The sequence below is a fragment of the Shewanella sp. SP1S1-7 genome (assembly GCF_031932105.1).
GTDB lineage: Bacteria > Pseudomonadota > Gammaproteobacteria > Enterobacterales > Shewanellaceae > Shewanella > Shewanella baltica.
The window spans coordinates 160,793-186,927 of the sequence record NZ_JAUOEU010000001.1 but is presented as its reverse complement, the minus strand read 5'-3'; the positions used below and the strand labels follow the sequence as shown (position 1 = coordinate 186,927).

The window sequence follows — 26,135 nt, the reverse complement described above, 5'->3', positions numbered from 1 at the left end:
GTATTATCTCTCTGACTAATAGAGTGTAAACCACTGCAAAAAAAACGACGGAGAAATGTAGAGATGTCGCCTCCCTAAATAGACTTCCTTTTTAAATTGCCAATATTCGCGTTGTGGCATAAAACGAAAAAACGTAAAATATTTTATGTAAAACAGCAGGATAATGATGACGTGTATTTTGTATCAAAAGCGATTGTGATAAGTTAGCCTCATTAAAAACAATCACTTGTTGCAAAAGGATCGTTGTCAGTGAGCATAGCATTTTATAATGACCACGCCGAAATACTCGCGGTACAGTATTTGTCTAAAACCTTTGAAGAAGTGCATTCAAGTTGGTTACATCATCTTTTACCTCTACTCGCCAAAAATACACTGTCGATATTGGATGTTGGAGCCGGTTCTGGGCGGGATGTGCATTACTTAGCCCAAAAGGCACAGGGCAGAGAAACGCAAATTATTGCGGTCGAACCTGCGGTTGCGTTAGCGAAAATGGGGCAGGTGTTAACCCGAGATTTGCCCGTGAGCTGGATTGAGGATGGTTTACCTCAGTTGCAAAAAGTGGTTGGCCTAGCGCAACAGTTCGATCTGATTTTACTCAGCGCTGTATGGATGCATTTATCGCCCTCTGAGCGCCCACATGCACTGGCAACACTCTCACGTTTACTCAATTCAACGGGACTTTTAGTCATCAGTTTGCGCCATGGTCCAAGCCCCGATGCGCGCGTTATGCACCCCGTTAGTGCTGATGAACTGCTCACATTGGCTGCAGATTGTCAGCTACAACTTTTAGATTCGAGCCAAGATGAGACTGACAAATTCGGTCGCACACAAGTGCATTGGCAGACGCTAGTTTTTACATCCAAACTGATGCCAAGCGTAAATGCACCTGAAGCAAGCGTTATTATTCAGGAGCGACTGAATGCCGATTGATGCGAGAAAACAAGTTGAATTTATTAGCTATTTACAACGTCTTTTAGTGGAGGGTGATTTCGTTGCAACATACAAATTTGCCTTACTGCATGCGATCGCAGATGTCTGCATCGAACGGCCATTAATACTTAATGCCGATCCTGAACAGAGAACCGCCATCAGTATTGATGAGCTGGTAGAAAAGTTTATTGAACTCTATTGGCAACACTCTTTACCTTTTGGTGCCGTTAATGCGCATTTTGTTCTACTTCAAAATAATGGAAAGCAATCAGCCTTAATCAACAGTTTGATTGAGCTACGTAATCAAGGCGTTAACAGTTTATCCCAGTTAAAAGCGCATCTTAGTTATCCAGCTTTATTGCGTAAAACACGCGCTACCTTTAAAGAGGGTCCGTTATGGCGCTTACAAATTTTGTCCCGAAGCGCAGATTGTTTTCTTTATCCCCATGATAAAATGAAAAATTACATTGAGTTAAATCCGGGCATAGCATTTTGCTTCAGGCGATTTCACGATTTAGTGGTGTCATTGGCTCGTACTCAATGGGTGCAGAAAGTCGCCGAATTTCCCGCAAATCAGGTCGTTATTGGCAATAAAGGCAATTTAAGCGAGTTTCTATTTGGCAGTGACCGACAGACGATTACTCACGCCAGACCTGTACTACTTGATATCCAAAAAGGCCAATGCTTCTATTGCCATAAGTCATTAAAAGAAACTGGCGAAGTGGATCACTTTATTCCTTGGACACGATATCCTAATGATTTAGGGCATAATTTTGTTCTCGCTCATAGCAGTTGCAATAACAATAAACGCGATCATCTTGCCGCTCAGCACCATAAAGATAACTGGTATGAGCAAAATATTATCCAGCACGGCCAAGCGTTGCACTCTGAACTCAGCCGATATTTCGTCTGTGAGAGTGATCGCTCTGAAGCCATTACGACTTGGGCTTATCAGCTTGCAGGACAAAATCGCTCGCCTCTATGGCTCGGTAAAAAGACCTTTGTGCCTTTTAACGCGATAGATAATGACTTATCGAGCACAGCAATTTAGATATTGAGGAAAACGGGCGATGGATAGCCGATTTAAGCGTAGTTTTTTGATGTTGTTCATCATGGCGATTTTAGCGCTACTGATTGATCATTATCATGGTCGTTGGTTTCGTGTTGAGTTTTCCCAAGTATTTGCAGAGCTAGCTCAGCCGTTGCAACAAGTTTGTATAAAACAGAATTGGCAATGGTGTTCAGCGAGCTCTATGCCATTAATGACTCGTGTTAATGATCTGCCTAATATTAAGCAGCAAGTAGATGAATATCATGGTGAAGATCAGTACCTAGGTTGTGATTTGTTGACTGTGCAAGAAGGACGCATTGCACAACAAAAAGTGGGGGGGGTTATACTTGGGTTGATGAGAATGGCATAACTCATTTTTCTGATATAAATCATGCATCAGCTGAGAGTAAGTTAACTCAATATACTGAACCTAAATACAATTTCGAATTGAACATTGATTCCTTAGTCAGTACTCCACCGCCATTTTTTAGGGACCGACTGACCAGCACTATCAATCAAATCGATCAAATTTATCGTCAATATCTACCCAAGCGCACCCTACAGCCCATTAAGGTTAACTTGATGCTTGCAGGCAATTTAACTGCCTATAATAAACTTAAAAGACAGTACGCATCCACGGTAGGTGCAAGCCAAGGATTTTATTCAAGTCAGCATAATTTGGCCGCAGTTTGGCACAGAGAAGATACTCAAGCGTTTCGTACTGCAATTCACGAAAGCGTTCATGTCATTAATGCGGGTCAATTTGGTCATACTCCGCGCTGGTTTAATGAAGGCATGGCGGAATATTTTGAATCGCCCGCTTTTCTAGAAACGATTGATACAAATAATCGTTATGATGCCATCATTCAAAACAATTCCAGCCGAGGTCACGCATATCGTGTCGTTGACGAATCTATTTCTTTATCAATGGGATTGAGTGAACTATTAACGGCTTCAGACCATGATTGGCAGGGGCAAAAACAAGCTGCGTTATACCAGCATGCTCACAGTTTTATGGCTTTCCTCTTTAGCACTCGCCAAGGTCGAGTGACCTTAAAGCAGCTTTTGCTGCAATTGAGTGAGCAACGCTGCCAAGCTAAAGTAATCGATGAACTATTTACACGTTATCCTGATGGTATTAAACAACTGGATCATGATTGGAAAACGTGGCGTTAATTGAGTTTAAAAATCTTAATTATCTATTTTTAAAGGAAAGGTATGACAGAGTTACTAAAAGGGATTATTTCACTTTTATTGATAATACATGTCTAGTTTTGGAGGTTCGATGATGAAATCGATTTTCTTACTGCCCATATCTGTGCTTGTGCTGATAGGTTGTACAACGCCTAAATCGCCAAGCGAAGTGTATGACGAGTACAATGCTAAGGTACAGCAGGGGATGAGTTATCAAGAGGACAAGGCTTACTATACCCAACGTAAGCAAGCGGATGTTGAATCTAAGTTCCCACAGTATATGCAGCAGATGAAGCAGTCCCGCGATGAAGTGATCGCATCTTATCTTTCATTTTCAAAAGCGGCTGCCAAGTGCAAAGCACTCACCTTAGTGTCGCAGGTGATAGATGGGGATACGGCCGTCCTTGAATATGCACAAAAAGATCTTTGTGGTAATGCATCGGAGGCGAATGAAAAACAAAGAATTAGTATGATAAATGAAGGTGGTTGGAAAATTGATGAGCTCCAAATTAGTCTCTAAATCATTTGGAATGTCGTATCTATGACAGGATTTTATGAGTTTTTTAGCCTGCCAAACGGAGTTGAAGTTACTTGCCCCCATTGTGCTGGCTGCGCCATTTTTACCTTTGCCCATGTTTTTCGTTTAGAGAAAAAAGATGTGCATTTATTTGAGGGTCGGCAGTTTGAGAGCAAGCAGTTTAATCAAAGATTTGCTCATAAATGGCCTGGTGTGCTGTTTTTCCCTCCGCTATTGGATGCTTCTTGGCGGGAAAAATTGCCAGAAAAATACCAAGGTACTTCGACTTGGGAACATAGGGCGAACAGTGCTTTTACAGATGGTACAGATCTTGGTCTTATTTGTTGTTATCAGTGTATGGCAAAACAGAAACATCGACTTGAATGGCCCAATGATGCATTTTATTCCCTTGAGTTTAAAGGTCATTCACTTTGGGCTTTTAATAAACAGATGATGCTTCAGATCCGTGATTATATTCAGGCCAAAGATCGCAATGCGGTATTCGAGTCTGAGCCGATAGTCATTCGACATTTGCCGACAATTTTTAAGCTGGCTAAAAATCGCGAGATATTGGTTAAAAAAATTAATAAGCTAATTTATAGCCCATAGTTTCTACATACCTATTTCAAAGACTTGTGTGGTCAATCTCATCGAGTAGTTGTGTTAAGTTGTCTGTGACTCGGATATTTGCTTCTCTATTAGTTATTACAGTTAGCGGGTCTATTATCATGTCGAAATATCATATTGGCACTACCGAGGATGAATTCGAACCCGGTTCCGGCGGCCATATACTTCGTAACAAACTCGCGATAACCGATGAAGAGGATATGGCAGAGGTAGAGACTCAGTTGTTACTAAAGCTTTATGAGTACGTGTTTCAATCTGGTGTTATTGAAAGCGAGCATCTATCGGTTGGTATGCTCTTTGAGTGGCATCGAAAATGGCTCGGTAATGTTTATTACTGGGCTGGTGAGCGGCGTACAGTCAATATGGGAAAAGGTGGTTTCGAATTTACGGCAGCGGCTCAAATACTTAAGTGTCTCACTCAGTTTGAAAAGGAATATTTAAGCAAGTTCAATGGCTTAAATTCGTTTTCTAGAGACGAAGTTGTGAGTTACTTGGCTGAAAGTCATGTGGAATTTATCCTAATTCACCCATTTAGAGAGGGAAATGGACGTTTGTCACGTTTGATACTCGATGTGATGGCAGTAAAGGCGGGTTATCTCCCACTTGATTATGGGATTTGGGAACAAAATAGAGATTTTTATTTTAAGTCAATTCAAGCAGGGTTGGGTGGGGATTATCAACATATGGCTCGTTTGGTAAACGATGTGCTCAGCGCTAAAAACGAATGAAGTTTAGGCTAAGGTCAAATGACTGAAACGGCTTTTTTTGGCCTTCAATTTTGCTTCAACTTCAGCCGTAGTTTTACCCGTCTCAATAGCGGTTGAACTGGCCACAGCGCGATAGAGTCGATTTTGAGTCACTTGTGTGTTTTTTGATTTAGTTTTCATCGGATCAACCTCAATTAAGTGCATGAATTATAGCACTCTAGATAACGAATAGACAGCTGTGTATCCAAGGCCCAAAGCAGCAATACTTCATGTTTTACCAATCATATCGCTCTTTAGATATCGATAAAAAGTCGTCAGTAGGTTCTCCAATGACGACTCTTTTAATCAAGCTGACATAGCCGATTAAGGTTTATCAAAGCACAACATTACGCGCTTTTTCTTGCTTCCATTTCAGCTTGACTTGAAAGGTACTCATCGAAGGTACCTTGGAAGTTAATCACTTTTTTATCTTTAATATCAATGATACGTGTAGCGAGCGACGATACAAACTCACGGTCATGGCTGACGAATATCAAAGTGCCTTCAAAGTCTTTCAATGCATTATTGAGTGCTTCGATGGCTTCCATGTCCATGTGGTTTGTCGGTTCGTCCATGATCAGCACGTTGATGTCTTGCATCATTAACTTACCGAATAACAAGCGGTTTTTCTCTCCGCCTGAACAGTTACGGGCTTTCTTGTTCGCATCATCTTCGGTGAACAGCAAACGGCCTAACATGGCGCGTACCATAAGATCGTTATGCTTAGGTTGGCGCCACTGTGACATCCAATCCATTAACGTGTAGTCATTATCAAATTCGTCACTGCTGTCTTGTGGACAGTAGCCGATTGATGCGTTTTCTGACCACTTGATCACGCCTTTATTGTGTTCTAGATCATTGACTAAGCAGCGTAGGAAAGTGGTTTTACCCACGCCATTTTCGCCGATAATCGCTAATTTTGCACCGGCTTCGAGGATTAAGTCGCCGCCTTCGAATAGCAGCTCACCATCAAACCCGTGGGCCAAATCTTCGAGGATCAGTGCTTGGCGATGCATTTTCTTGCCAGCATCGAAACGAATAGAAGGGTGGATACGGCTAGAGGATTTGACTTCATCAAGCTTGATTTTGTCCATTTTCTTCGCGCGCGAGCTGGCTTGTTTTGCCTTAGATGCGTTGGCACCGAAGCGGTTAACGAAGTCTTGCAGCTCTTCGATTTCAGCACTTTTCTTGGCGTTACCTGACAATAATTGTTCGCGCAGTAATGCCGATTGTGCGAGGAAGTATTCGTAGTTACCTGGGTAAATGCGCAATTCGCCATAATCGATATCCGCCATGTGGGTACAGACGGCATTTAAGAAGTGCCTATCATGGGAAATAATGATCATGGTGCATTTACGTTTGTTCAACTCGGTTTCTAACCAGCTAATGGTATGGATATCCAAGTTGTTGGTTGGTTCGTCGAGCAGCAGAATATCTGGGTTGGCAAATAGTGCTTGGGCTAACAAGACCCGCAATTTCCAGCCCGGTGCCACTTGTTGCATTAGACCGTAATGGAAAGATTCTTCAATACCCGCTTCGAGAAGAATTTCACCGGCGCGGCTTTCTGCGCTGTAGCCATCCATTTCGGCAAATTCACTTTCAAGATCGCCAACACGCATGCCATCTTCTTCAGTCATATTCGGATTGGCGTAAATTGCATCGCGTTCCTGTTTGACTTTCCACAGGGCAACATCCCCCATGATCACCGCATCGATAACGCTGTATTGTTCAAACGCGAACTGATCTTGGCTTAGGGTACCGACTTTTAAGCCGGGCGTGATGGACACATTGCCAGAGGTTGGCGCTAAAGCTCCGCTGAGGATCTTCATAAAGGTCGATTTGCCACAGCCATTCGCGCCGATCAAACCATAGCGGTGACCATTGCCAAATTTCGCTGAAATGTTTTCAAACAATGGCTCAGGGCCAAACTGCATCGTGATGTTCGCGGTAGAGATCAAAGGAGCTTTCCTAGGTATTTGCTAACGGGGATTGTGACAAACAAGCCTCAAAATGAAACATGCGCTTCACCCACTCTAAGCCAAAATAGTAAAGTGGGGATAATAAGGTCGCGGAGTATACAGACTAAGGGCTAAATATGCGAGCAAGTATGTGATGCGCAGCCATAAATCGAGCCGTTTCAGTTGCGTTTATTTGCGGATCGGTGAAGGCGTGAGTTTATAGCGTTTGCATGATATCGCAGATATGCCGAGCTAAACTGCCAGCTTGCGGTATTATTTCTTTGTACTAAAGCCGACGCCAAACCTTGCTAGCGCAAATAAAAGAAGGCGTTTAGCGTATTTACCGTTATTATTCCCGCAGTTTTGTCGAGCAGCAGATTTTACGGCTAAAATTTAATGGCTCAGTTTGAAGGCTTTAGGACTGTAAGATCTAAGTGTCGCGAGTTTTGTAGCGAATTAAGTCACTCGTTTAACCACTCAATACCGTAAACTAATACCTTAAAATCAGCCAATTGGGCTGGATTTGGAATTCCCATGATAGAAGAACAGCAAAACAACCCATTACACGGCCTTAAACTCGAGACAATGATCACTGAGTTAGTCGATTTTTATGGTTGGAAAATTTTATACGCGGCATTAAAGCTAGGCTGCTTTAATACTAACCCGACCATTGAGGCCTGTATCATTTTCCTCAAAAAGACCGAATGGGCGCGGGAGAAAGTGGAAAACTTCTACCTATACCGATTCAAGCGTATGCCTAAAGCCGTCGGTGAGCAGTTTGATCTTAAGCCACGTGAACGTGGTTTTGCCTCGGGTATTGTCCCGCGTAAACCGATGGAGCTAACATTAGCCTCTATCGCTGAAATGCAAGCCAAAGCCAGCGCCGAGTACGAAGCGGGTAACCGCCGTCCAAATTCTGGCAAGCGCTTTGGTAATGACGCGGGTAAAGGCGCTGGCAAAAAAACTGCGGGTGGACGGGGAACGGGTTCTGGCTATGGTTCTTCCAATAGCAGCTCACAGCGTCGCAGCGAACCCAGACATGATTCAAGAAATGATTCAAGAATGACTGAGCGTTCAGGACCAAGCCCATCGACGGATGATAACGATCCTTGGGGTACTAAGCGCAGTTAATCCGATGTTAGTCGCCCTGAATGAAGTTATTGTTTTAACTGTGTGATAGACGATTTAGGCGGGTGAAAACGAAAGAGGGTAGCCGTAGTTCTCGGCTAACCTCTTTTTTTGATTAATAATTCAATTTATTGAATGCTAGTTAGCAAATTATCGGGGGTTATTATTTTGAATTTGCATATTTCCTGCATAAATAGTTAACCCCTTCAATTTTCGTTCGCGTTGCGCTAAGTGCAAATCGTTACCTGCATAACGCATTATTCGCAGTGGCATTTCAAGCAGCAAATTGGCCCTATTGCATGTCGAGTTGTTTGGCTATGCTGCTCCAAGGTAACCATTTAAACGCTTGGTTGGCATCGGGTAAGTGGTTGTGACCATCCTGTACCACCAGCATTCCCTGTTGCCAAACACCATGGCCGACGGGCAAATGCGTGACAGCCAGCCCATCGGTTTCTGAAGCGCCGTCTATGCTGGTTTCGCGGCCATTCTCCATGCCGTTTAAGTTCACCCCAATGCGGAAACGCCCCACTTGGGTATAAGGCGCGCTTGCTTGATAAAGCAAATAACTGTTATTACCTTGGCTTGAGACCACCAGAAAATCTTGTTTTTTCCCTTTAAGGGTCGCACCTTGATACAGAGAAATTCCTTCAACATCGGCGACTAAATCGCCTTCGGCCTTAATGATCAATTTGCCCTCTGTACTGGCATCTGCTTTGGCATTAAAGCGCCAAATGCCTTTGTCTTCTTCACCGATAAACAGCGCATGTTGCGCTTCATCGACCACACAACCTTCAACTTGGCTTGGAGTATGAATATCTCGCACGAGTTTGATACTGGGCCCATTTTGTTGCCAATCAACACGGTACTGGGCGATGCGGCCAGATTTCTCGTTAGCGAACACGTATAAGGTTTGCTCGTCTTGATACAAACACATGCCGTAAATATCCGTCATGTTAGTCGGCTGATTCGGGTATTCAGTAATCTTGCCTGCGGCGTCGATTTCATAAAAGGCGAGGCTGTCGTGTTCGCGTTGGGTTGCGATCGCGATATCGCGCATTTTTCCGCCCAGTTGTACCTGTTGGCGCAAATCGACGTTGTTGATCCTGCCAGATGGCAACGCTTGAACTTGCTCGCCATGCATATTAAAACTCAATAAACCCCAACGTTTGTTGGTGCCAAGCACCAGACTTTTTTCGGGGTCAGTGGGATGTACCCAAATGGCGGGATCGTCCATGGTATCGCCCGGTCTATCGGATGGCGTGCTCTCAACCCAAGCGGGGATTTCTACTATCATTTCTAGTTTAGCTTGTTCATCGCCCACGTTTTGGGCGCTCGGCAACGATGTGGCGAGTAACTTTTGTGGCAACAATTGTGGCAAGGCTTGCTCAGTAAAAAGATAACGATCGTTTTTATCATCATAGATAGCAAACGTCGCACTTTGTGCTTGGGCTGATGCGCTCGCATTTATGGCGAGGCTTAAGCGTTGGGCCTTGGTTACCGCTTTGGCTTCAGTTTTATCCATGTTTTTTGAGGATGGCGCGCTAAAACTCAGAATTTCAGTGCCTTTGTCGTCCATCACCTTGCCGTTTTTATCACTGAGCAGCAATTGACCGTTCAACAAGTTTAAGCCGTTGATTTGATTATCGATCGCGGGGAAGATGAGCTTAGCACTGGTATCAGCGAAGGGGCTAGCATCAAACTGCCATACACCCGCTTCGGGCTCACTGACATAAAGCATGTCGCCATCGATAGCGCAATCCGTGCTATTATCAGGAATCGATTGGCTGCGCATCAGCTTAGGTAAGAAATGCTCGGCATTACCCAGTAACCATTGTTCACTGTTGCCACTTTCACCGCCAAACCAAGCGTAGATATTGCCATCCTGAGTGCGAGGCTGAATACAAATCCAATTGATCTCGAAATGACCCATAGGCAGCAAGGGCAAGACATTGGTTGTCGGTTTGCCATTGATTTCTTTCAGCATAATAGGTCGCACGCGGTCGGCTTTGCGATCGAGCGTTAAGGCATAGGGATCGCTAAAGGCGAGTAATTCAAAGTCACCTTGCACCAGTAAACTCGCAGCAGGCAAGGGCGCTTGTGCAGTCGTTTGCATGCCTTGCTGCGTTTGTGTCATCGAAACGGTTTGTAACATCAGTCCTTGCTGTTCGCTGGCAAAGAGCCAGTGAGACAGAGTGTTATCGCTCTGTTTGTCTTGATTAAAGATGAGTGGCTGTGCTTGGCTGCCCTTATGGCCAGCTATGGTTTGAACAGCGGCGCTGATGGTGTTTGCCATGGCAGTTAAGGGCGTGTGACTGGCGATAAGGCCAAGTAATACGGCGTAAGATAGTAGAGTTTTTTTCATATTCTGCTTCGCTAGTATTCTGTTTTATCAGATTTTTAATAAATTTATCATCGACACTTCTCAGCAAACTTCGCAGCCCATTTTTAGCTAAAAAAGTCTACTCACAAGCTTGTTACTACCCTAAGTGCCGATGAGCGCGTTAATAGTTAGTGTATTGCAGGCCTAATTGGAAAGTGCGGCCATAGGCTTCGTACTGGGCGTTATAGTCGCTGTGACCTGCGTAGCTGTAATAGGGCTCATCGGTGAGATTCACACCTTTAAAATACAGTGTAAGGCTGGTGGTAATGTGTGCCTTTGCGACAAAATCCCATTGCAAGTGAGCGTCTTCATAGAGATCGAGACGTACATCATCAAGTTCAGATACTTCTTGCAAGTATTCCGATTTATAGGCGGCAGATAACCACACACTGGCGTAAGTGCTCTCATAACCTAAGGACAGGTTCGCGGTGATATCCGACTGACTTGGCATCGGAATATCGCGGCTGTGCTCTGCGCCGTCATCTAACCAGCTGATGCCGGCGGCGGAATCTGTGTAGGTTAGGTTAGAATTGAGCACGAGTCCGTTAAAGGGCTCGGGCAGAAAGTAGAATTCCTGCACATAACTGAGCTCAATCCCAGAAATGTGGGCACTGTCGCCGTTAATGTAAGTCACTGCACTATGGGCATCGACATAATCATCTCGTCCAGCTAAGTCTGCTTTGTAGATAAAGTTATCAATGTCCTTGTAAAACAATCCCGCCGACACGAGCCCAATATTGCCAAAGTAGTGCTCTAGGCTCAGATCGAAGTTCATGGATTCGAGCGACTTAAGATGGGGATTACCGAAAGTTAAATCGATATCGCCGTCATCTTCTTCGCGCAAATAACCTGGCGCGAGTTGACCAAAGGTCGGGCGCACTAAGGTGTTGGTCCACGCGCCGCGTAGCACTGTATTGTCAGAATAACGGTAGGTGAGATGCAAAGCGGGCAACCAATGATCTTCATCGCTGGTGTTGTTGATATCGATAAAATCGCCGCTAACACCATCGAAACCATGGCCCTTAGAATCCCATTGGTTTTGCTCGAACCTTAGCCCTGTGAGTATCCGCAGTTTACCGATATCTAAGTGACCCATAAGATAGGCGGCGTTGACATCTTCAGTAATATCAAAGTCATTGATGGTCGACTCGATGTCATCGCGATTGGCATCCGCGTCTAAGCTGTCCACCAGATCCCACACGGGTGAAGCGTTAATGCCCGCGCCAAAGCGGCCGAGACTGTAATCGACTTCATCACCTGAGTATTGGCTCAGTAACAGGGCATCATCGCTAACGCCTTGGTCGGCAAAGTCACTGTAAATCCACACTTCTTCACGATTGGTTTTATCGCGGCGGCTGAGTTTTAGCCCCGTTTTCACTTCGGCAGGATAGCCACCTAGACTCAGTTGGCGGCTGAGGTCAAATTGGGCGCTGTTAATGGTGTCTTTGGCTTTCGACTCGGCTAACTCGATTTCGTCCAGCTCAAAATTATCGGTTTGATAATAGCTTTCGGGCGCGATTATGTGCGGTCGTTGGGTATCGCTAAAACCTGTGTCATCGATTTTGGCGACAAAGTCCGCGCCGGCAATATCCCGTGGCTTGTCGGCACTTGCCGTACTGTGGCTTGCTTGATAATCGAGGGTCCAGCGCTCAAAACGGGTTTCTCCGCCAAGGACATAGGAAGTGATGTTTTGGTTTTCGCTACGGGATTTAAGTGAGCGCGTGGTTTTGCCTTGGCTGAGTTCGCCTGCTTGTAGCGGCGATTTCCACTTCGTCTTGGCGCTGTTGCGGGTTTCGGTGTCGTCAAACTCACTGTAAAGCGTGCGCAGGTATAAATCTGTGTCATCGCTTGGGCGATAATCAAAGTTCACCCCTATGCCTAAACGCTCACGATTGATTTCATAGTCACGATGATCGACTGACTCGAGCGCCGCATTGCCGTAACCTGTGCCATCGGTGAAATCCCAGTTGCCACCCGTTTCGACGTTATCTGAGCCAAAGTCGCGGTTGTACCAGCTAGCGCCGATGGCGATACCTAACTTTTCGCCAATGACATCGCTGTAACTGGCGGCCAATTTGGGATTGGTGTTATCAGTTAGAGAATCTTGGCTGGCTTCTGCGCTCAGGTTAACGTAGGTATCGTCTCGATCGAATGCTGATAGGCTTTTGACTTCAATCGCGCCGCCCAACGCATCGGCATCCATATCTGGGGTTAAGGTCTTGCTGACTTCAACCGATTGCAATAAATCTGATGGTACAACGTCGAGCGCCACGGCGCGGCGATCACTTTCAGGGGATGGCAGACGCGTGCCGTTCATCGACACTGAGTTATAATCCGGCGCCATTCCGCGTACCCGTACAAAACGGCCTTCGCCTTGGTCACGTTCAATAGAAAGTCCCGGTACTCGCTGCAGTGATTCGCTGATGTTGCTGTCGGGGAAATTCCCCAGTACATCCGCGCTCACCACATTGAGCACGTTATCCGCACCGCGTTGACGGTTCATGGATTTGCTCAAGGCGCCTTGCTGTCCGACCACCATAATGTGCTCAACATCTTTGCTGCTTAGGCTGACATCCTGCTGGGTCGTTTGCTTATCGGCAATCTGGACCTTGTGCTCCATCGGCATAGCGCCGAGGTAATTGACCACCAGAGTGTAATTGCCGTCATTAATGCCGACAAAGAAGTAGCGACCATCACGGCCAGCCTGTTGGCTCAGATTAAGCTCTTTGATAGTGACACTCGCGCCAGCTAAGGGTTGCTGGCTATTTTTGTCACGAACCTGACCTTCGAGTTTACCCACGGCGAGGACATTAGCGCTGAATCCGGCGGCCACAATGGCAAGGGTGATGGCCGATAACGGCGTACGAAATTGCATATTAACTTCCTATTATTTTGTTGGTACGCGAGTGATATCCGTGACGGCCAGTTATCCTCGGTCGCTACATCGCTGCATCGCTACATGAGTTGCAACATGGCGTCACGGATTTGAATCTGTGTTTTTAGTCACTGGAAACATTCAATAGCGGCAACGTTAGGGCAGGTTAATGTCAGATTTGTGACGGGATTTTGTAAATGGGGCAAACTTGCCCTCAAACGCCGCTTAATAGCGACTTTTTGCGAGAGCGTGAGCTAAAAAGACGCTTATCACAGTGGGCTTAGCAGCAAAAACACTAGGGAAGGGCTTGTGTATTTAAATGTTCTATTACTGATTTAAATATTTTAAACCAATTACTTGCATGAGTATTTAGTGTGAGAGTCCGTAAAGGTGAGCAAGCGTTGCCAGTATAATAGCCGACAAATAGCCGTAAAATCCCAAAGTGGTTGAGCTAATTTGCCGCAATCACGCTAAACCGTACGTCACCTTTTTGTCATAAAACTGGGTTAGCTTGCGGTGCCAATAGGGTGAATTCCCACTCCATTCTGCACAACAAAATCAAAAGGTGAGCTCTTGCATTATCCCGTGAAATCGCTGCGACTGGCCTGTGTGTATGGCTTAAGTCTGTTGATCATCTTTATCGTGCCGCTACTGCTGTGGCAGAACACGCCTGCGAAAGCCATTCCTCAAGTTGATTGGCTCGATATCGCCACCGAAGGAGCCTTGTTTGTGCTGGGCATGTGTTGGTTGATGGTGATTGTTTCGGCTCGTCCATCGGGGCGCGTAACCAACTTACTGGTGGTAGGTCTGGCAAGTTATTGTTTAGGTTGTTATTTAGATTTACTCGATGAAATTTTTATCGTTAAAACGCTGCCCGTGTATAACTGGTTTGAAAAGATGCCAACGCCGATTGGTCTACTCATTCTAACTTGCGGGCTTTGGCTGTGGCGTGACGAGCAAGCCGTCGTCAACCGTCAATTACAAACCCGCGAGCAATTCTATCGCCAACACCATCTGACCGATGGCCTAACCTTATTGAACGATGCGAAAGCCTTCGAGCACCACTTGCTAAAGCAACTGGCGCAGCAGCAACCCTTTGGGCTGATCATGCTTGATATCGATTATTTTCATCAATATAACCAACTTCAAGGTGCAAAAGAGGGCGATAAACTGTTATCCGATGTCGCCCAGTGGTTAAGTACCCAGCTAAGAAGTCAAGATTTGGTCTGCCGTTATGCTGGCGATCGTTTTATCATTTTGCTCAATGGTGCAATCGCACCTTGGGTCAGTACCATGGCGGAGCAGTTACAGTATGGCATTACAGCACTGGGCTGCGAGGTTTCAGTGGTGTGGGCTTTGCCATCTCCCAAGATGGTTGTGGATAAACTGAGCAGTGAACCAACAAAACGACCGCTTAAGGATGAAGCGCAGGCATTACTCAAATTACTCAATGAAAAAATGTCACAGCAAAAGTTAAACCGTCAGCCATCAAACCCGCAAACCACGACAGTCAGCGCGTTTCATGAGCCGCGATAAATGAGAGCCCTAGCCACTTGGCAAGATAAGTGTATCGACAGCCAACTGCTGGTGGCGAGCCTTGTGGGCTTATTTAAGCAAAGGGGACTGGATTGCGACAAATTACTGCGTGGTACGGGGATTTTCAGTGCAGATATCCGCAAACCTGGCCATAGCATTAGCCCGAAACAATTACTCAGACTGGTGGATAATGGTTTATCACTGTGGCCAAGTGGCGACTTAAGCTTTTTACTTGGGCAATTATGGCTGCCATCCCAAAGTGGCGCGCTAACTGCGGGGATGTTATGCGCGCGGGATCTCAATGAACTTGGGTTATTTTGGTATCAATTTCATTGGCTCACTCAGCCTTGGTTACAGTGCTGGCGTTGGCAGGGTGACAAAGAATGGCATTTTTTACTGAGTCTCGATTTAGGCACTCAGCGGCATAGACAGTTCTTTATTGAGTTAAGCCTGTCGTCATTGGTCGCCAGTTGTAAACAATTGATGGGGCAGGGTTGGCGTGGCAGTATGAGCTTTCCCTACGAGACGCCACAGAATATCGCCCAATATTATAAGTACTTCGGCACAGACATTAGTTTCGATGCGCCGCTGTGTCGAGTCTCGATGGCAAAAGCCTTTATGCAGCAACCGCTGTTATATGCGCAGCAGATCGCCAGCAGCGTTGAATCACAAGCTACACGCCATGCTGTGACTCATGCTGTCATTTCGCGCCAAAGTCACTTTCAATCGCCGCGCTACACACTGTTTGCCAGTGAATATAGACTCGGACTGGCGGCGGGCATTCGTTTGTCGCTGATGCGGGATAACTTAAGTTTGCCAGAAATGGCAGAAAAATTAATGATGAGCCCAGCGACCTTAAAGCGTCGCTTGGCCGAGATGGATTTAAGCTTTGGCCAACTCGCCGATGAAACCCGTTTAATCAAAGCGCTTTATTATTTAGCCACACCTTCGCAAGACGCCAACACAATTGCCAACTCATTATCCTTTAGCGACGCCAGTAATTTCAGGCGTTCTTTTAAGCGCTGGACGGGCCAATTACCCACCTATTTTCGCAGCTGGCTGGCTTAAGTCATAAGCGAGTAACAAGATGTCCTGCCTGTATTTTCAAGCGTATTTTTTGTTTTTATTTATTCAAAGCGTGAATTTTTATGCCTTAGAAAGTGAAGTTAGGTGAGAAATTTGTCGGCATTATATGTTCATAATTGAATATTTAACGCATAACCAATCAATTTCACCATTAATGGTTATTGCGCAAGGCTTATAAGCGTTATGCTGGCTGAACTGTGATTCCGCTGAGTGAGTGGCGAGTGATTATGGTAATGATTTTACCGGATGAATGACTAGACACTTTTTTATTGTCGCTATTTTGACTGTGCCATGGTCTCAGATAAACAATGCCATTTATACTCACTTTCCTATTGCAAAAACGTGGTGAACATTAAGCTGAAATGGAGCAACTAAGTGGTGAGTGACGAAAATATCACTGGACTTTATTTCATCGAGGGACTTAAGCGCATTTGGATTACTTATACATATAGACATCCAGAGCCAATAGATGACATCGACCATACGACATATATGGAGCTGCTAGATAAAGTAAAAAATACAGATGGAACGCGATATGATTTGTACACCTATCTCCTATCAAAACAAAACCAGTGCACAGACATTCTCCAATTTCTTAAAACACACCCGCACAGAGAATAACCTTTCCCAAGAAGATTTATGTGGTTTGCTCAGGCAAAAAAGCTGTCTGTTCGATACCTTAGATTCCATCACGATTAGCCGTTGGGAGCGAGGGGTTAACATCCCATCCCTTGCTAAACAGTCTGAAATTGTTGAAATATTTGGCTCTGAACTCTTTGATATTTATCGGGAGGATAAAAAGTTTATCAACGAAGGCTTAGCTTTGATTAATCTTTTTGAGTCCAACATAGAACGCAGTGACCATCCGTACTACCGCAATACGCCTTATCGTGTCGAATTTATCGAGAGCCACCATCATAACTTCATGGCGTTACTGCAACTCAGTTTGGTTTATGAAAGTAATCCGCGTTTATCCTTTGTGAGCCGTAAGTTATCTCAACCGTTTTTCCATGGTCTGTCATTAGTTGTTGCGTTTAGCTCGGGCGATCAGATAGTCGGACATAGTCTGTTTTGTCGCACTCAGGGCAAAATTGCCCTCGAATTTATGAATGATGAGGTGGACTTATTCGAGGTGATTAACCATAACAGCCAAGCCTTACCAGATACCTTGATGGTGTTCTCATCTTTTGGTGTGACTCCCTATATTGAAAACTACATGATGTCTGTTTATCTCAATGAATTGGCTGCGAGTCGCTCACTCAAGTTTTTAAGTTTTAATATCTGTGATGAGTCATTAAAACGAAAGTTAACGCAATTTAAGTTACCCATTTTCAAAGTGAGAACGATAGAAGGTTGCTGCAAACCGATAAAAAACTATTCGTTTTTCTGCAGTCGCACAGAGGTGATGGCAAATCGTAATCTACTCAAGCTTTCCGTCATTCCTTCATCAAAATCCCAAACGATCGATCCCATTTTCTTCATGCAGTTAGAGACCCCTATATGAATATTCTCATCATAGATGATCAGCGTTTTATTCGAGAAACCATGAAAGCCGATATCCATAAGTTCTTGGTTGACGATAACGTGCAGATCTATGAGGCCTGTAATGGTAATCAAGGCATAGAACTGATTATTGACATCGAAGTGGTGCTTGATTTGATCATCATAGATCTCAAGATGGACCAAGGAGATGGAATCGCAGTCATCAATATGTTGGCCTCCGAGCCCCGTTTTGCCGCGATTCCGATTGCGGTGATCAGCTCTTCGGATAAACGGACTTTAGAGCTGGTGGACAATATCATCACAGTGCTGAGGCTCAACTTGCTGGGGGTATTTGCTAAGCCTATCAACGTGAATGATATTTTAACGCCATTGTTAGAAGCATCCACGGATAGACATCATGCGCATCAACATCAATCGATCGTGCAAAACAGGGCGGCCAATATCAATGTGCGGCAATTGCTTAAAGATGAACAATTAATTCTCTGCTATCAACCTAAGATCAATCTAAAGACCAAGGAGATTATGGGGTTTGAAGTGCTGTCGCGGCTTTGCGATCAATCCAATGGCTATATTTATCCCGACGTTTTTCTGCCACTGGTTAATCAACAGGGGCTGAATAGCCTGTTCTCGCGGATGGTCATTTCCCAGGCGTTGCAATGTTGGTCGCGTCAACCTTTACTGACGGCGTTTGCGCTGTCGATTAACATTACCGCGGATGATTTGACTTGCGATGAACTGATTGAATTCATCATCGAATGTGGCCGTGAGCATAAACACATCCATTTGATTTTAGAGCTCACTGAATCACAAGAGATCATCAATCAAGATAGAGTGCTTAACTCAATTGCACGGCTGATCATCAACAATATCGATATTTCCCTCGATGATTTCGGTAAAAGTTATTCCACTTATGATCGCCTCGATGCGATTCCCTTTAAAGAAATTAAAATTGATAAAAGTTTTGTCTCCGATATGGATATTAATCACCAACATTATCTCATTGTGGAGTCCACCATAGCACTTGCGCAGAAGATGCACGTAAAGGTGGTTGCTGAAGGCGTTGAGACAAGTGCAATAGAAGCGATTCTTTCTGAACTAGGCTGCGATGTTGCCCAAGGCTATTTATATAGCCCGCCAATTGAAGGTCGTTATCTTATTGATTGGATAGCGCAATACAATAGGGAATGCCTAACCCATGGATACTAAGTCAACAATTAATAATGAGTTAACACTGGCCTTATCGACATTTTTTGAGCAATACAGCCAAGAACAGCAATCGCGACTGCGATCAACACTTATCGCAGAGTTGCAGCGTATGCGACTCGAGCTAGAAAAATGTAAGTCCAATGACAGTATCGAGGCCCTAACACATCAATTCGTGGGGATTGCTCGCTATTTGCAGCTTAAGAATACCGTGCCTATGGCTAATTCTTGCGAGCGTGAACAGTTCAAACATCAGCTAAACGATTTACTTAATGCCGTAATGGATTACGCCAATGAGCGTTAAATACAGTGCTTGCATCAATATGTTCAGTGGCTTATGGGTCACAATATTAGTGCTGTGGCTAACCTTGTCCCACTCGCTGTATGAGTTTGACGCTATTTACGATAAAAAAGCGCAGGCGGTTTTTACTTCCTCGCGGGATATGTTCTTACAACATAAGATCATGTTGGATGCGCTGAAATCTTTTTTTCACGCATCGAGCGAGGTGACGTCACAGGAGTTTGAGATTTTTGCCAAGGATTTACTTAAAATCAAATCTGCCGTCGCTTTTACGCTGACCCCCAGTCTTGAACTGGCCTATATCTCAGATAAAACGATGGCTACTGAGCTTAAACAGATTGAGTTAGTCAAGAATCTTAAAGGAGAACTTAAGGCGAGCCTTGCCAATTACACTTTGGCTGTGGTGGCAATTGATGAGCCAAATATGCCTTATCTCGTTTATGCCGTTTCTCATCAGCGGATACTCGCGCGAATCGAACAAGAGCAGGGCGTTTGCATTACCTATCAATTTGAACAGTCATTTGAGCAGTCCTTACTGCAAAACTCATCCTGTCATCATAAGTTAGCCAGCGGCCTATTTTCATTATTTAATTACTCTGATAGCCAAACCTTAGCGATCCCTGAATATCAAACCCGAGTGAGTTTACAGGTACAATATCAAGTGCCACAAAAAGAAGTTATCGAGCTTATCGTGATCATCCTACTGATTGCAGCCCTTGGCATAGTGTTGTCCTTCCTTTTGTACTTTAAGTCTAAAAATCAGCAAATTGTGGAGCAAATTAAGCTCGACAATCGCGCTAAATTAGCCGTGCTTTCGAGCATTAATCATGAGATCCGCACCCCAATCAATGCCATTCTTGGCTATAGTCGCATGCTAAAAAAAGCCCTCTCACAACCACAGGAACTGGATAAAATCGTCGATAAAATGGCCTGGTCTGCCAACTTACTCTATTCGGTTGCCGAAAATACCTTAAATTACAGTAAGGCAGAAGCTGGGCAGTTAAAACTGAATTTACATTCGGTGAACTTACACGAGTATGTGGGCAATATTCAGGACTATTATCGTGCATTTAGTGCAACCTCCGGCAAACGTTTACACATTGTAGTAAGTGAGTCTTTGCCGCAGTTTATCGAACTCGATGGGACTAAGTTATTCCAACTCATGACCAACATTATCAATAATGCGTTCAAATACAGTACGGGTAGCGAAGTGCATTGCTATATGGATTTACACCTTAAAGCGAATGCTAAAAATCAGCGCCCTGTGCTTAGGGTGCTGATCCGCGATTTTGGCGATGGTATGTCAAAGGAAGCGCAGCGCGCTTTAGTCGATCCCTTTATTCACGCCGCTAACTCACCTATTGCCGCGACATCGGGTATGGGACTCGGGCTCTATACGTGTAATCGATTGCTTGAGCAGATTGGCGGTCGGTTTAGGCTGCGCAGTCAAAAGGGCAAAGGCACCACAGTGTTACTGCATTTCCCCTGTCAGCTCAGCGCAGTGAAAGAACGATTAACACTTCAATATGATCAACAAAAAGTGATGATCATAGATGACAATCTGTTTAATCTTGAAATTTGTCGCGCCATGCTGGAGCACTATCATTTTCAAACCTTCAGTACTGATAATACAGAGCAAGCACTGAAGATGTTGGTTAACCATTTGCCACAGATTGTCATTGTGGATTACCGTTTACAAGACATGAACGGTTTACAACTGGTCAGGCAGATGCAGCAAGTATTAAAAAACCTGGTGAGTGATAACCCTATTGAACATCACTGTCGTTTCTTTTTGCTCTCCGCGAATGACTGCGATGATATTCCCGAGTTAGCGTCATTTCCTGAGGTGCATTTCATGCAGAAACCTTTTAGTGCCGAAGTCTTTCTCAGCAAATTAGCGATAAAAGACTAAATCATCAACATATTGAATGTTATATTTAAATACGATTTACTGGCTTCATCTAATTGGTACTGAAATACTGCAAATATCTTTGCAGTTAATGTGTTATCCAAGGTATAAGCGCGGTGAACTGCTTAGAACACTGCTACGCTAAACATATCTAAGTTATTTTTTAAATGTGTCACTGCTAGGAAGGCCGATGGATAAGAAACCCCTTGAATTGGTTTACCCATTTTTAACGGAAGCTTTGCGGCTGAGCGAGAATGGTCTAGCAGTGTTAGACAAACATAATCATTTTATCTTTTATAATAATACCTTTGCGAAAATGTTTGGTTTTGTTGATCAAGACATGGTCGGCAAGCATTTTGACGACATGATGCGCTTTGCCTTTACCCATAAACAGGGACCGAAAATTGAGCATGAAACCATAGAGGAATGGCTCGAGCTTATTCATGCGCATCAACGTAAATCGGCTTTTAGACGTTTTGAAGTGGATCTGGTGGATGGCTGCTGGTTACAACTCTCTGAACAGGTTTATCACAATGGCGATATGGTGATTGTTTGCACGGATATCACCCAGTTAAAACAGGTCGAATTTGCCCTTAGGAATGCGCAGACTGAATTAAATCGCCTCGCGCTCACCGATGAATTAACGGGGATTGCCAACCGGCGGCACTTTTTTCAGCAGTTAGAACATGAAATCAAACGCTTGGGTCGTTTACAATTGCCATTATGCCTAGTGATGATGGATATCGATAATTTTAAACTGGTTAATGATCGCTACGGCCATCAAGTCGGTGACAAGATATTGCAACATTTTACCCAATTCATCAGCACTCGAACGCGTCCTTACGATATTTTTGGCCGCCTCGGCGGTGAAGAGTTTGCACTGCTACTGCCAGAAACCACGGTTGATACCGCTCAAAAAATCGTAATGCGTATGATGTCATCCCTTGCCAATGAGGACATTTCTGCAATCGTGGCTGATTTTCAATATCAATTTTCAGCAGGCGTCAGCGCCTTAACCCCTGTGATTATTCGCCATAGCATTGATAATACTACTGATATTGCAGATGTGGAGCAGGTTGAATTGCCCGTGGGAACCGGAAGTCAGTGTCGCTCGGATGCTGAAAAGCTGGTGGCCGAGGCCGATAAAGCACTCTATCACGCTAAAACCCTCGGGCGGAATCGCGTGGTAATATGGGACGAGGTGATGTTACCTCGCCACAAGCCCAGCTAAACAAAGCATTCGACATTCAGTGCATTAGTACTCAAGGGAAACTGTGTTAATCAATCAGCAATATACCCGCCATGGACCCGATTACCGATTTGGTGAGCAGGTGACATTTCTTGATGTTAAACAAACCTTTGGTTTTAGTCATGTACGTGTTGGCCGCTGGGTTACGCGGGATGAATCGCGCCTTGCTGCGGATCTGGTGTTTGATTCGCTCGCCGATCTGGCCTTTATCTTAAAGTTGCCACCTTTGACGTTAGGGCTGCGCGAAACCGTGAGTCTGGCCTTTGGTCATGGCGGTCAAAAAGGCGTTCAGGCCCATTATGCGCCCGCGACTCGGGAATTGGCCTTGGCAAAAAATGCCGGTGCTGGCGCTTTAGCCCACGAATTTTGGCATGCGTTTGACCACTATATTGCCGCTAAGTCCTTCAAATCTTCGTCTAAGCGGTTTCAATGCGCGAGCGATCTTTGGTTGTCGGATCTGCCCGTCATAGAACATCCACTGAATGCACGCTTATCAGAGATCTTCAAGGTAACGTTTTTGAGTGGTAATGGCGATGAGCCCCATGATTATGTGCGCCGAGCGATTGCCTTAGACAAAAAACATGGCATGCAGTACTTCGCACGGCCAACTGAAATGATGGCGCGGGCATTTGAAGCTTGTATTGAATCCTATGATGCGATTTCGAATCCGTATTTAGTATCTGGGACACGCTTTTCAGCAATGGCAAAGGAGGGCGCTTATCCCGATGAAGCCCACAGAAAAGTGATTTTTAACGCTTTGATCAATTACTTCGAGCCACTAGGAATGGCATTGAGTAAACATCCGCTTGGCTGATTATAATCTTTTGAAAGTACGTCAAAATACGGTAAATGGCAGTGTGATGCGAGTACAAGCTTGGTTGGCAAGTCGACAAATTCGAAGCTGATTTAACGATTCAACGGTGAGTGAAGGTGTGAGTCGTGCCGTTTTGCTTAGTCGAAAGTGTTTGCCAGCAATAGGCCAAACTGTGGCGGATAGCATCGAGATATTGGGACGCCTGAGTATCCATTAAATACCAATAACTGGGTTTTGATTCTGGCATGTGATTAAAAAATAATGCTTCGGCATTGATGACTTGTTTTAAATCCGCATATTTCAGCCAAACGTCGATAGGCGTATGAGCCAGCGTAATCAACCAATCGAGTTGTATGTGTTTTGCGGAATGTGACATATCTGCCGATGGGGTTGAATCTTGTAAACGCGCAAGTAAATCAAAAGGATTGTCCGTTTTCATCATCATTGAAGTTTGGGATCCACGCGCTTTGTCTGTTGCAGGAAAATTTGATAGATGAATCGGTGGCAGAGTGAACTCCGGCCAGTCAAGTGTGGGCGCGAGCGTCTGCGCAATCCGCCGCTCGCCTAACCAATTATGCACCATACAAGGTAAGTGGTCTTCTGACGGTAAATCATTGGGCCTTGCTAAACTCGGAAACAGCGACATACGCTGCACTTGCACATGCTGAGACAACTGCTGCATCAACACAATTGTGGTTAAGCCAGATGAAGGCCAGCAGCCAAGCTGAGGCGTTAATTCAATCGCAACTTGTGTCAAAGCTTGGGTAAGCAAATCACTTTGCGCGTGACCTTGTACCACAAAAGCATATTTTGATTCTGCAAAACCGCCATTAGCGATATTCACTATCTGATTATTTTGGTTACTTTTCTCATTCCATTGAGTGCCGTTAAAGATAAATGTCGTGCCCGTAGTAGCTGGCTGCCAATTGCCAGAAGCATTACCAATAATGGTCACTTGCTCGAAGGCAAGTTCGCGCGCCAAAGTGTGCAGTTCGACTCGCGAATGCGGCATCTGCAAATGCTGGTGCATATGGGTATGAGACTTAGGCATAGGCTGAATATCTGTTTCACGGGTTTTAAATGGACTTCATTGTAATAGATATCTCCCTGAGCCCAAAGGCTTAATCCGCCAACACAAATCGGCATTAACAACATTTTTAAATTTAAAAAGAAATTTTAAAGATGAAGAGAGACAACTTGCTCAAGAACGGAGAATCATTAGTTTTTAGTAATTATATAGGAATTAGGACAAATGGAGATAAAGCAAGAAATGGTACACCCGAGTGGACTCGAACCACCGACCCCTACCATGTCAAGGTAGTGCTCTAACCAACTGAGCTACGGGTGCACTGTTTGAATTTCAAATTTAGACTCTTTGAAGAGAGTGGTACACCCGAGTGGACTCGAACCACCGACCCCTACCATGTCAAGGTAATGCTCTAACCAACTGAGCTACGGGTGCATCGTAAATATTAACTTGCTATTCAAAAGCGTTGCGCCTTGGAACGAGCGCTATATTAGGGGCATAGCGCAGGGCTGGCAAGCAAAAAAATCAAATTTGTCGTCAAATGGTGAATTGCTGTGCAACTTGTCCAGTGTTTCAACAAAGTTGTTGATATAACGGCAAGTTAGACTTACTGAGCACGTCAAACCACGAAGACATAAACAAAACGGCGAGCTTAATGCTCGCCGTTGCTTTGAATCTTGCCTATCCGATTAGTGATGCACACTGTCGCCTTCAATCAGGCTTAAATGCACACCATGTTTTTGGATGTAACGCAGTCGAATGAAAAATAGCAGCGCCGCCGAGGTGAGACCTGCAATCAATCCGGTCCAAAAACCGTGTGCGCCCATGGCAGGAACGATATGATCCGTATAAGCCAAGGTATAGCCGAGTGACATACCTATGCCCCAATAGGAAAACAGCGTGATATAAAAGGCACTGCGGGTATCTTTATAACCACGTAGGGCTCCGGCGGCAACCACTTGGACTGAATCCGATAATTGATACAGTGCCGCCATTAACATCAAGCTGCCGGCTAAAGCGACCACTTCAGGATCACCATTATAAAGCTCTGCAATCTGGAATCTAAAAATGACGGTCAAGACTGCAGTTGATAATGCAAGGGATAGCGCTAACCATAAACCCACTTTGGCGACCACTGCAGAAATATCAGCACGATCGCGACCCAAGTAATAGCCAATTCGAATCGATACTGCGATACCAATAGACAACGGCAGCATAAATACAATCGCAGAAAAGTTCAGTGCTATCTGGTGACTTGCCACCACAGTTGCACCTAATGGGGCGAGTAACAACGCAATAATGGCAAATAAACTCACTTCAAAAAACAGCGCCATTGCTATCGGCATGCCGAGTTTGGTCATTTTTTTCATCGTTTCAAAGTCAGGACGATGAAATTTACTGAAAGGAGCCAAGGCCGCGAATTTCTTATGCAGCTGCATATAAATCGTCATGGCAATCAGCATGGCCCAAAAAACCAAGGCAGTGGCAATACCGCAGCCAGCGCCACCCATCGGAGGTACACCAAAGTGTCCGTAAATAAAGATGTAGTTGGCGGGGATGTTCACTGCTAAGCCGACAAAGCCAATGACCATAGTCGGTAACGTGTAAGAAATCCCTTCACTACAGCCGCGCAGCACTTGATATAGCACAAATGCGGGCGCGCCCCATAAAATACCGTCGAGATATCCAATGGTTAAGCGGTATAATTCGGGTTCTAAATCCATATGGCCAAGCACAAAGGGCGCTGATGCGAGGAAAATCATCACGCCAATGCCACCAATGATGGCAAGATAGGCACCTTGAAAGGCCAAAGGTTGGATGGCTTTTTGATTATTCGCTCCATTGTAGTGGGCAAATAAAGGCGTAAAAGCCATCAGCAAACCTTGGACAAACAGAATAGCGGGTAACCAAAGGCTAGTGCCGACCGCCACAGCGGCCATATCAACCGCGCTAACACGGCCCGCCATAACGGTATCAATAAAGCCCATCATGGTCTGAGTGACCTGAGCTATTAGCACCGGCAGCGCCAATTGGATTAAACGTTTGGCTTGATAGCCTGAATTATTCATAAATACAGCCTTTAACGATTAAGCGAGCAGAA

At 44.8% G+C, this 26,135-nt stretch carries 22 protein-coding genes and 2 tRNA genes; 16 read left to right on the top strand and 8 right to left on the bottom strand.

Annotated elements, in window-relative coordinates:
• Window positions 1–249: 249 nt before the first annotated feature.
• The 7 genes from Q4Q49_RS00845 (at window position 250) to Q4Q49_RS00815 (ending at window position 5,047) form a co-directional block, all read left to right on the top strand.
• Window positions 250–930, top strand: coding sequence for a class I SAM-dependent methyltransferase (locus tag Q4Q49_RS00845; RefSeq protein WP_311998380.1), 681 nt, complete (start codon window positions 250–252; stop codon window positions 928–930).
• Window positions 920–1,981 carry an HNH endonuclease gene (locus Q4Q49_RS00840; RefSeq protein ID WP_311998379.1) on the top strand — a complete coding sequence of 354 codons (1,062 nt, stop codon included), beginning with the start codon at window positions 920–922 and terminating at the stop codon, window positions 1,979–1,981. The genes Q4Q49_RS00845 and Q4Q49_RS00840 overlap by 11 nt, the downstream gene beginning before the upstream one ends.
• 19 nt (window positions 1,982–2,000) lie before the next feature.
• Window positions 2,001–2,351, top strand: a complete 351-nt coding sequence (locus Q4Q49_RS00835) for a hypothetical protein (RefSeq protein ID WP_300477715.1) — start codon at window positions 2,001–2,003, stop codon at window positions 2,349–2,351.
• Between the two features lie 212 nt (window positions 2,352–2,563).
• Window positions 2,564–3,157: a DUF1570 domain-containing protein gene (locus Q4Q49_RS00830; protein ID WP_311998473.1), complete on the top strand. Its 594-nt coding sequence runs from the start codon at window positions 2,564–2,566 to the stop codon at window positions 3,155–3,157.
• 109 nt (window positions 3,158–3,266) lie between these two features.
• A complete protein-coding gene (locus tag Q4Q49_RS00825) occupies window positions 3,267–3,695 on the top strand; it encodes a hypothetical protein (protein ID WP_126491901.1) in 429 nt (142 codons plus the stop codon).
• Window positions 3,696–3,716: 21 nt separating this feature from the next.
• Entirely contained in the window at window positions 3,717–4,301 is a 585-nt protein-coding gene (locus Q4Q49_RS00820; RefSeq protein WP_311998378.1) for a hypothetical protein, read from the top strand.
• A gap of 119 nt (window positions 4,302–4,420) precedes the next feature.
• Window positions 4,421–5,047, top strand: coding sequence for a Fic family protein (locus Q4Q49_RS00815; protein ID WP_105252522.1), 627 nt, complete (start codon window positions 4,421–4,423; stop codon window positions 5,045–5,047).
• 3 nt (window positions 5,048–5,050) lie between these two features.
• Here the strand turns inward: Q4Q49_RS00815 and Q4Q49_RS00810 are convergent, their stop codons facing one another.
• Complete coding sequence (locus Q4Q49_RS00810) at window positions 5,051–5,206, bottom strand: hypothetical protein (protein WP_173913200.1); 156 nt, start codon at window positions 5,204–5,206, stop codon at window positions 5,051–5,053.
• A 206-nt stretch (window positions 5,207–5,412) separates the two neighbouring features.
• Window positions 5,413–7,023 (bottom strand): ABC-F family ATPase, encoded by a 1,611-nt coding sequence (locus Q4Q49_RS00805; protein WP_106650538.1) that lies wholly within the window; start codon window positions 7,021–7,023, stop codon window positions 5,413–5,415.
• A gap of 534 nt (window positions 7,024–7,557) precedes the next feature.
• Between Q4Q49_RS00805 and Q4Q49_RS00800 the strand changes: the two genes are divergently transcribed.
• Window positions 7,558–8,154, top strand: a complete 597-nt coding sequence (locus Q4Q49_RS00800; protein WP_311891313.1) for a VF530 family DNA-binding protein — start codon at window positions 7,558–7,560, stop codon at window positions 8,152–8,154.
• Window positions 8,155–8,443: 289 nt separating this feature from the next.
• Here Q4Q49_RS00800 and Q4Q49_RS00795 read toward each other — a convergent pair whose 3' ends face one another.
• Window positions 8,444–10,513, bottom strand: a complete 2,070-nt coding sequence (locus tag Q4Q49_RS00795) for a phytase (RefSeq protein WP_311891312.1) — start codon at window positions 10,511–10,513, stop codon at window positions 8,444–8,446.
• Window positions 10,514–10,652: 139 nt separating this feature from the next.
• Entirely contained in the window at window positions 10,653–13,406 is a 2,754-nt protein-coding gene (locus Q4Q49_RS00790; protein ID WP_311891311.1) for a TonB-dependent receptor, read from the bottom strand.
• Between the two features lie 573 nt (window positions 13,407–13,979).
• Between Q4Q49_RS00790 and Q4Q49_RS00785 the strand changes: the two genes are divergently transcribed.
• From Q4Q49_RS00785 to Q4Q49_RS00750, 8 genes are all read left to right on the top strand, one after another.
• Window positions 13,980–14,942 carry a diguanylate cyclase domain-containing protein gene (locus Q4Q49_RS00785; protein ID WP_311891310.1) on the top strand — a complete coding sequence of 321 codons (963 nt, stop codon included), beginning with the start codon at window positions 13,980–13,982 and terminating at the stop codon, window positions 14,940–14,942.
• A complete protein-coding gene (locus Q4Q49_RS00780) occupies window positions 14,943–16,010 on the top strand; it encodes an AraC family transcriptional regulator ligand-binding domain-containing protein (RefSeq protein WP_311998377.1) in 1,068 nt (355 codons plus the stop codon).
• A 553-nt stretch (window positions 16,011–16,563) separates the two neighbouring features.
• Window positions 16,564–17,532, top strand: a complete 969-nt coding sequence (locus Q4Q49_RS00775) for a helix-turn-helix domain-containing protein (RefSeq protein WP_311998376.1) — start codon at window positions 16,564–16,566, stop codon at window positions 17,530–17,532.
• Complete coding sequence (locus Q4Q49_RS00770) at window positions 17,529–18,737, top strand: EAL domain-containing response regulator (RefSeq protein ID WP_071939492.1); 1,209 nt, start codon at window positions 17,529–17,531, stop codon at window positions 18,735–18,737. The genes Q4Q49_RS00775 and Q4Q49_RS00770 overlap by 4 nt, the downstream gene beginning before the upstream one ends.
• A complete protein-coding gene (locus Q4Q49_RS00765; RefSeq protein WP_259581086.1) occupies window positions 18,727–19,038 on the top strand; it encodes a hypothetical protein in 312 nt (103 codons plus the stop codon). The genes Q4Q49_RS00770 and Q4Q49_RS00765 overlap by 11 nt, the downstream gene beginning before the upstream one ends.
• Window positions 19,028–20,947 carry an ATP-binding protein gene (locus Q4Q49_RS00760; protein ID WP_311987756.1) on the top strand — a complete coding sequence of 640 codons (1,920 nt, stop codon included), beginning with the start codon at window positions 19,028–19,030 and terminating at the stop codon, window positions 20,945–20,947. The genes Q4Q49_RS00765 and Q4Q49_RS00760 overlap by 11 nt, the downstream gene beginning before the upstream one ends.
• A 187-nt stretch (window positions 20,948–21,134) precedes the next feature.
• Window positions 21,135–22,175, top strand: coding sequence for a diguanylate cyclase (locus Q4Q49_RS00755; protein ID WP_311998375.1), 1,041 nt, complete (start codon window positions 21,135–21,137; stop codon window positions 22,173–22,175).
• A gap of 43 nt (window positions 22,176–22,218) precedes the next feature.
• Window positions 22,219–23,007: a CLCA_X family protein gene (locus Q4Q49_RS00750; RefSeq protein ID WP_311998374.1), complete on the top strand. Its 789-nt coding sequence runs from the start codon at window positions 22,219–22,221 to the stop codon at window positions 23,005–23,007.
• 100 nt (window positions 23,008–23,107) lie between these two features.
• Here Q4Q49_RS00750 and Q4Q49_RS00745 read toward each other — a convergent pair whose 3' ends face one another.
• From Q4Q49_RS00745 to Q4Q49_RS00730, 4 genes are all read right to left on the bottom strand, one after another.
• Window positions 23,108–24,058, bottom strand: a complete 951-nt coding sequence (locus tag Q4Q49_RS00745) for a hypothetical protein (protein WP_311998373.1) — start codon at window positions 24,056–24,058, stop codon at window positions 23,108–23,110.
• A gap of 220 nt (window positions 24,059–24,278) precedes the next feature.
• A tRNA-Val gene (locus tag Q4Q49_RS00740) sits at window positions 24,279–24,355 on the bottom strand.
• A gap of 37 nt (window positions 24,356–24,392) precedes the next feature.
• Window positions 24,393–24,469, bottom strand: a tRNA-Val gene (locus Q4Q49_RS00735).
• A 254-nt stretch (window positions 24,470–24,723) separates the two neighbouring features.
• Window positions 24,724–26,103 carry an MATE family efflux transporter gene (locus Q4Q49_RS00730; RefSeq protein WP_012089243.1) on the bottom strand — a complete coding sequence of 460 codons (1,380 nt, stop codon included), beginning with the start codon at window positions 26,101–26,103 and terminating at the stop codon, window positions 24,724–24,726.
• Window positions 26,104–26,135: the final 32 nt, after the last annotated feature.

Coding starts and splice junctions, on each gene's coding strand:
- Q4Q49_RS00840 (WP_311998379.1), top strand. CDS start 920: ATGCCGATTGATGCGAGAAAACAAGTTGAATTTATTAGCTATTTACAA.
- Q4Q49_RS00835 (WP_300477715.1), top strand. CDS start 2,001: ATGGATAGCCGATTTAAGCGTAGTTTTTTGATGTTGTTCATCATGGCG.
- Q4Q49_RS00830 (WP_311998473.1), top strand. CDS start 2,564: ATGCTTGCAGGCAATTTAACTGCCTATAATAAACTTAAAAGACAGTAC.
- Q4Q49_RS00825 (WP_126491901.1), top strand. CDS start 3,267: ATGATGAAATCGATTTTCTTACTGCCCATATCTGTGCTTGTGCTGATA.
- Q4Q49_RS00820 (WP_311998378.1), top strand. CDS start 3,717: ATGACAGGATTTTATGAGTTTTTTAGCCTGCCAAACGGAGTTGAAGTT.
- Q4Q49_RS00815 (WP_105252522.1), top strand. CDS start 4,421: ATGTCGAAATATCATATTGGCACTACCGAGGATGAATTCGAACCCGGT.
- Q4Q49_RS00810 (WP_173913200.1), bottom strand. CDS start 5,206: ATGAAAACTAAATCAAAAAACACACAAGTGACTCAAAATCGACTCTAT.
- Q4Q49_RS00800 (WP_311891313.1), top strand. CDS start 7,558: ATGATAGAAGAACAGCAAAACAACCCATTACACGGCCTTAAACTCGAG.
- Q4Q49_RS00795 (WP_311891312.1), bottom strand. CDS start 10,513: ATGAAAAAAACTCTACTATCTTACGCCGTATTACTTGGCCTTATCGCC.
- Q4Q49_RS00790 (WP_311891311.1), bottom strand. CDS start 13,406: ATGCAATTTCGTACGCCGTTATCGGCCATCACCCTTGCCATTGTGGCC.
- Q4Q49_RS00780 (WP_311998377.1), top strand. CDS start 14,943: ATGAGAGCCCTAGCCACTTGGCAAGATAAGTGTATCGACAGCCAACTG.
- Q4Q49_RS00775 (WP_311998376.1), top strand. CDS start 16,564: ATGATTTGTACACCTATCTCCTATCAAAACAAAACCAGTGCACAGACA.
- Q4Q49_RS00770 (WP_071939492.1), top strand. CDS start 17,529: ATGAATATTCTCATCATAGATGATCAGCGTTTTATTCGAGAAACCATG.
- Q4Q49_RS00765 (WP_259581086.1), top strand. CDS start 18,727: ATGGATACTAAGTCAACAATTAATAATGAGTTAACACTGGCCTTATCG.
- Q4Q49_RS00760 (WP_311987756.1), top strand. CDS start 19,028: ATGAGCGTTAAATACAGTGCTTGCATCAATATGTTCAGTGGCTTATGG.
- Q4Q49_RS00755 (WP_311998375.1), top strand. CDS start 21,135: ATGGATAAGAAACCCCTTGAATTGGTTTACCCATTTTTAACGGAAGCT.
- Q4Q49_RS00745 (WP_311998373.1), bottom strand. CDS start 24,058: ATGCCTAAGTCTCATACCCATATGCACCAGCATTTGCAGATGCCGCAT.
- Q4Q49_RS00730 (WP_012089243.1), bottom strand. CDS start 26,103: ATGAATAATTCAGGCTATCAAGCCAAACGTTTAATCCAATTGGCGCTG.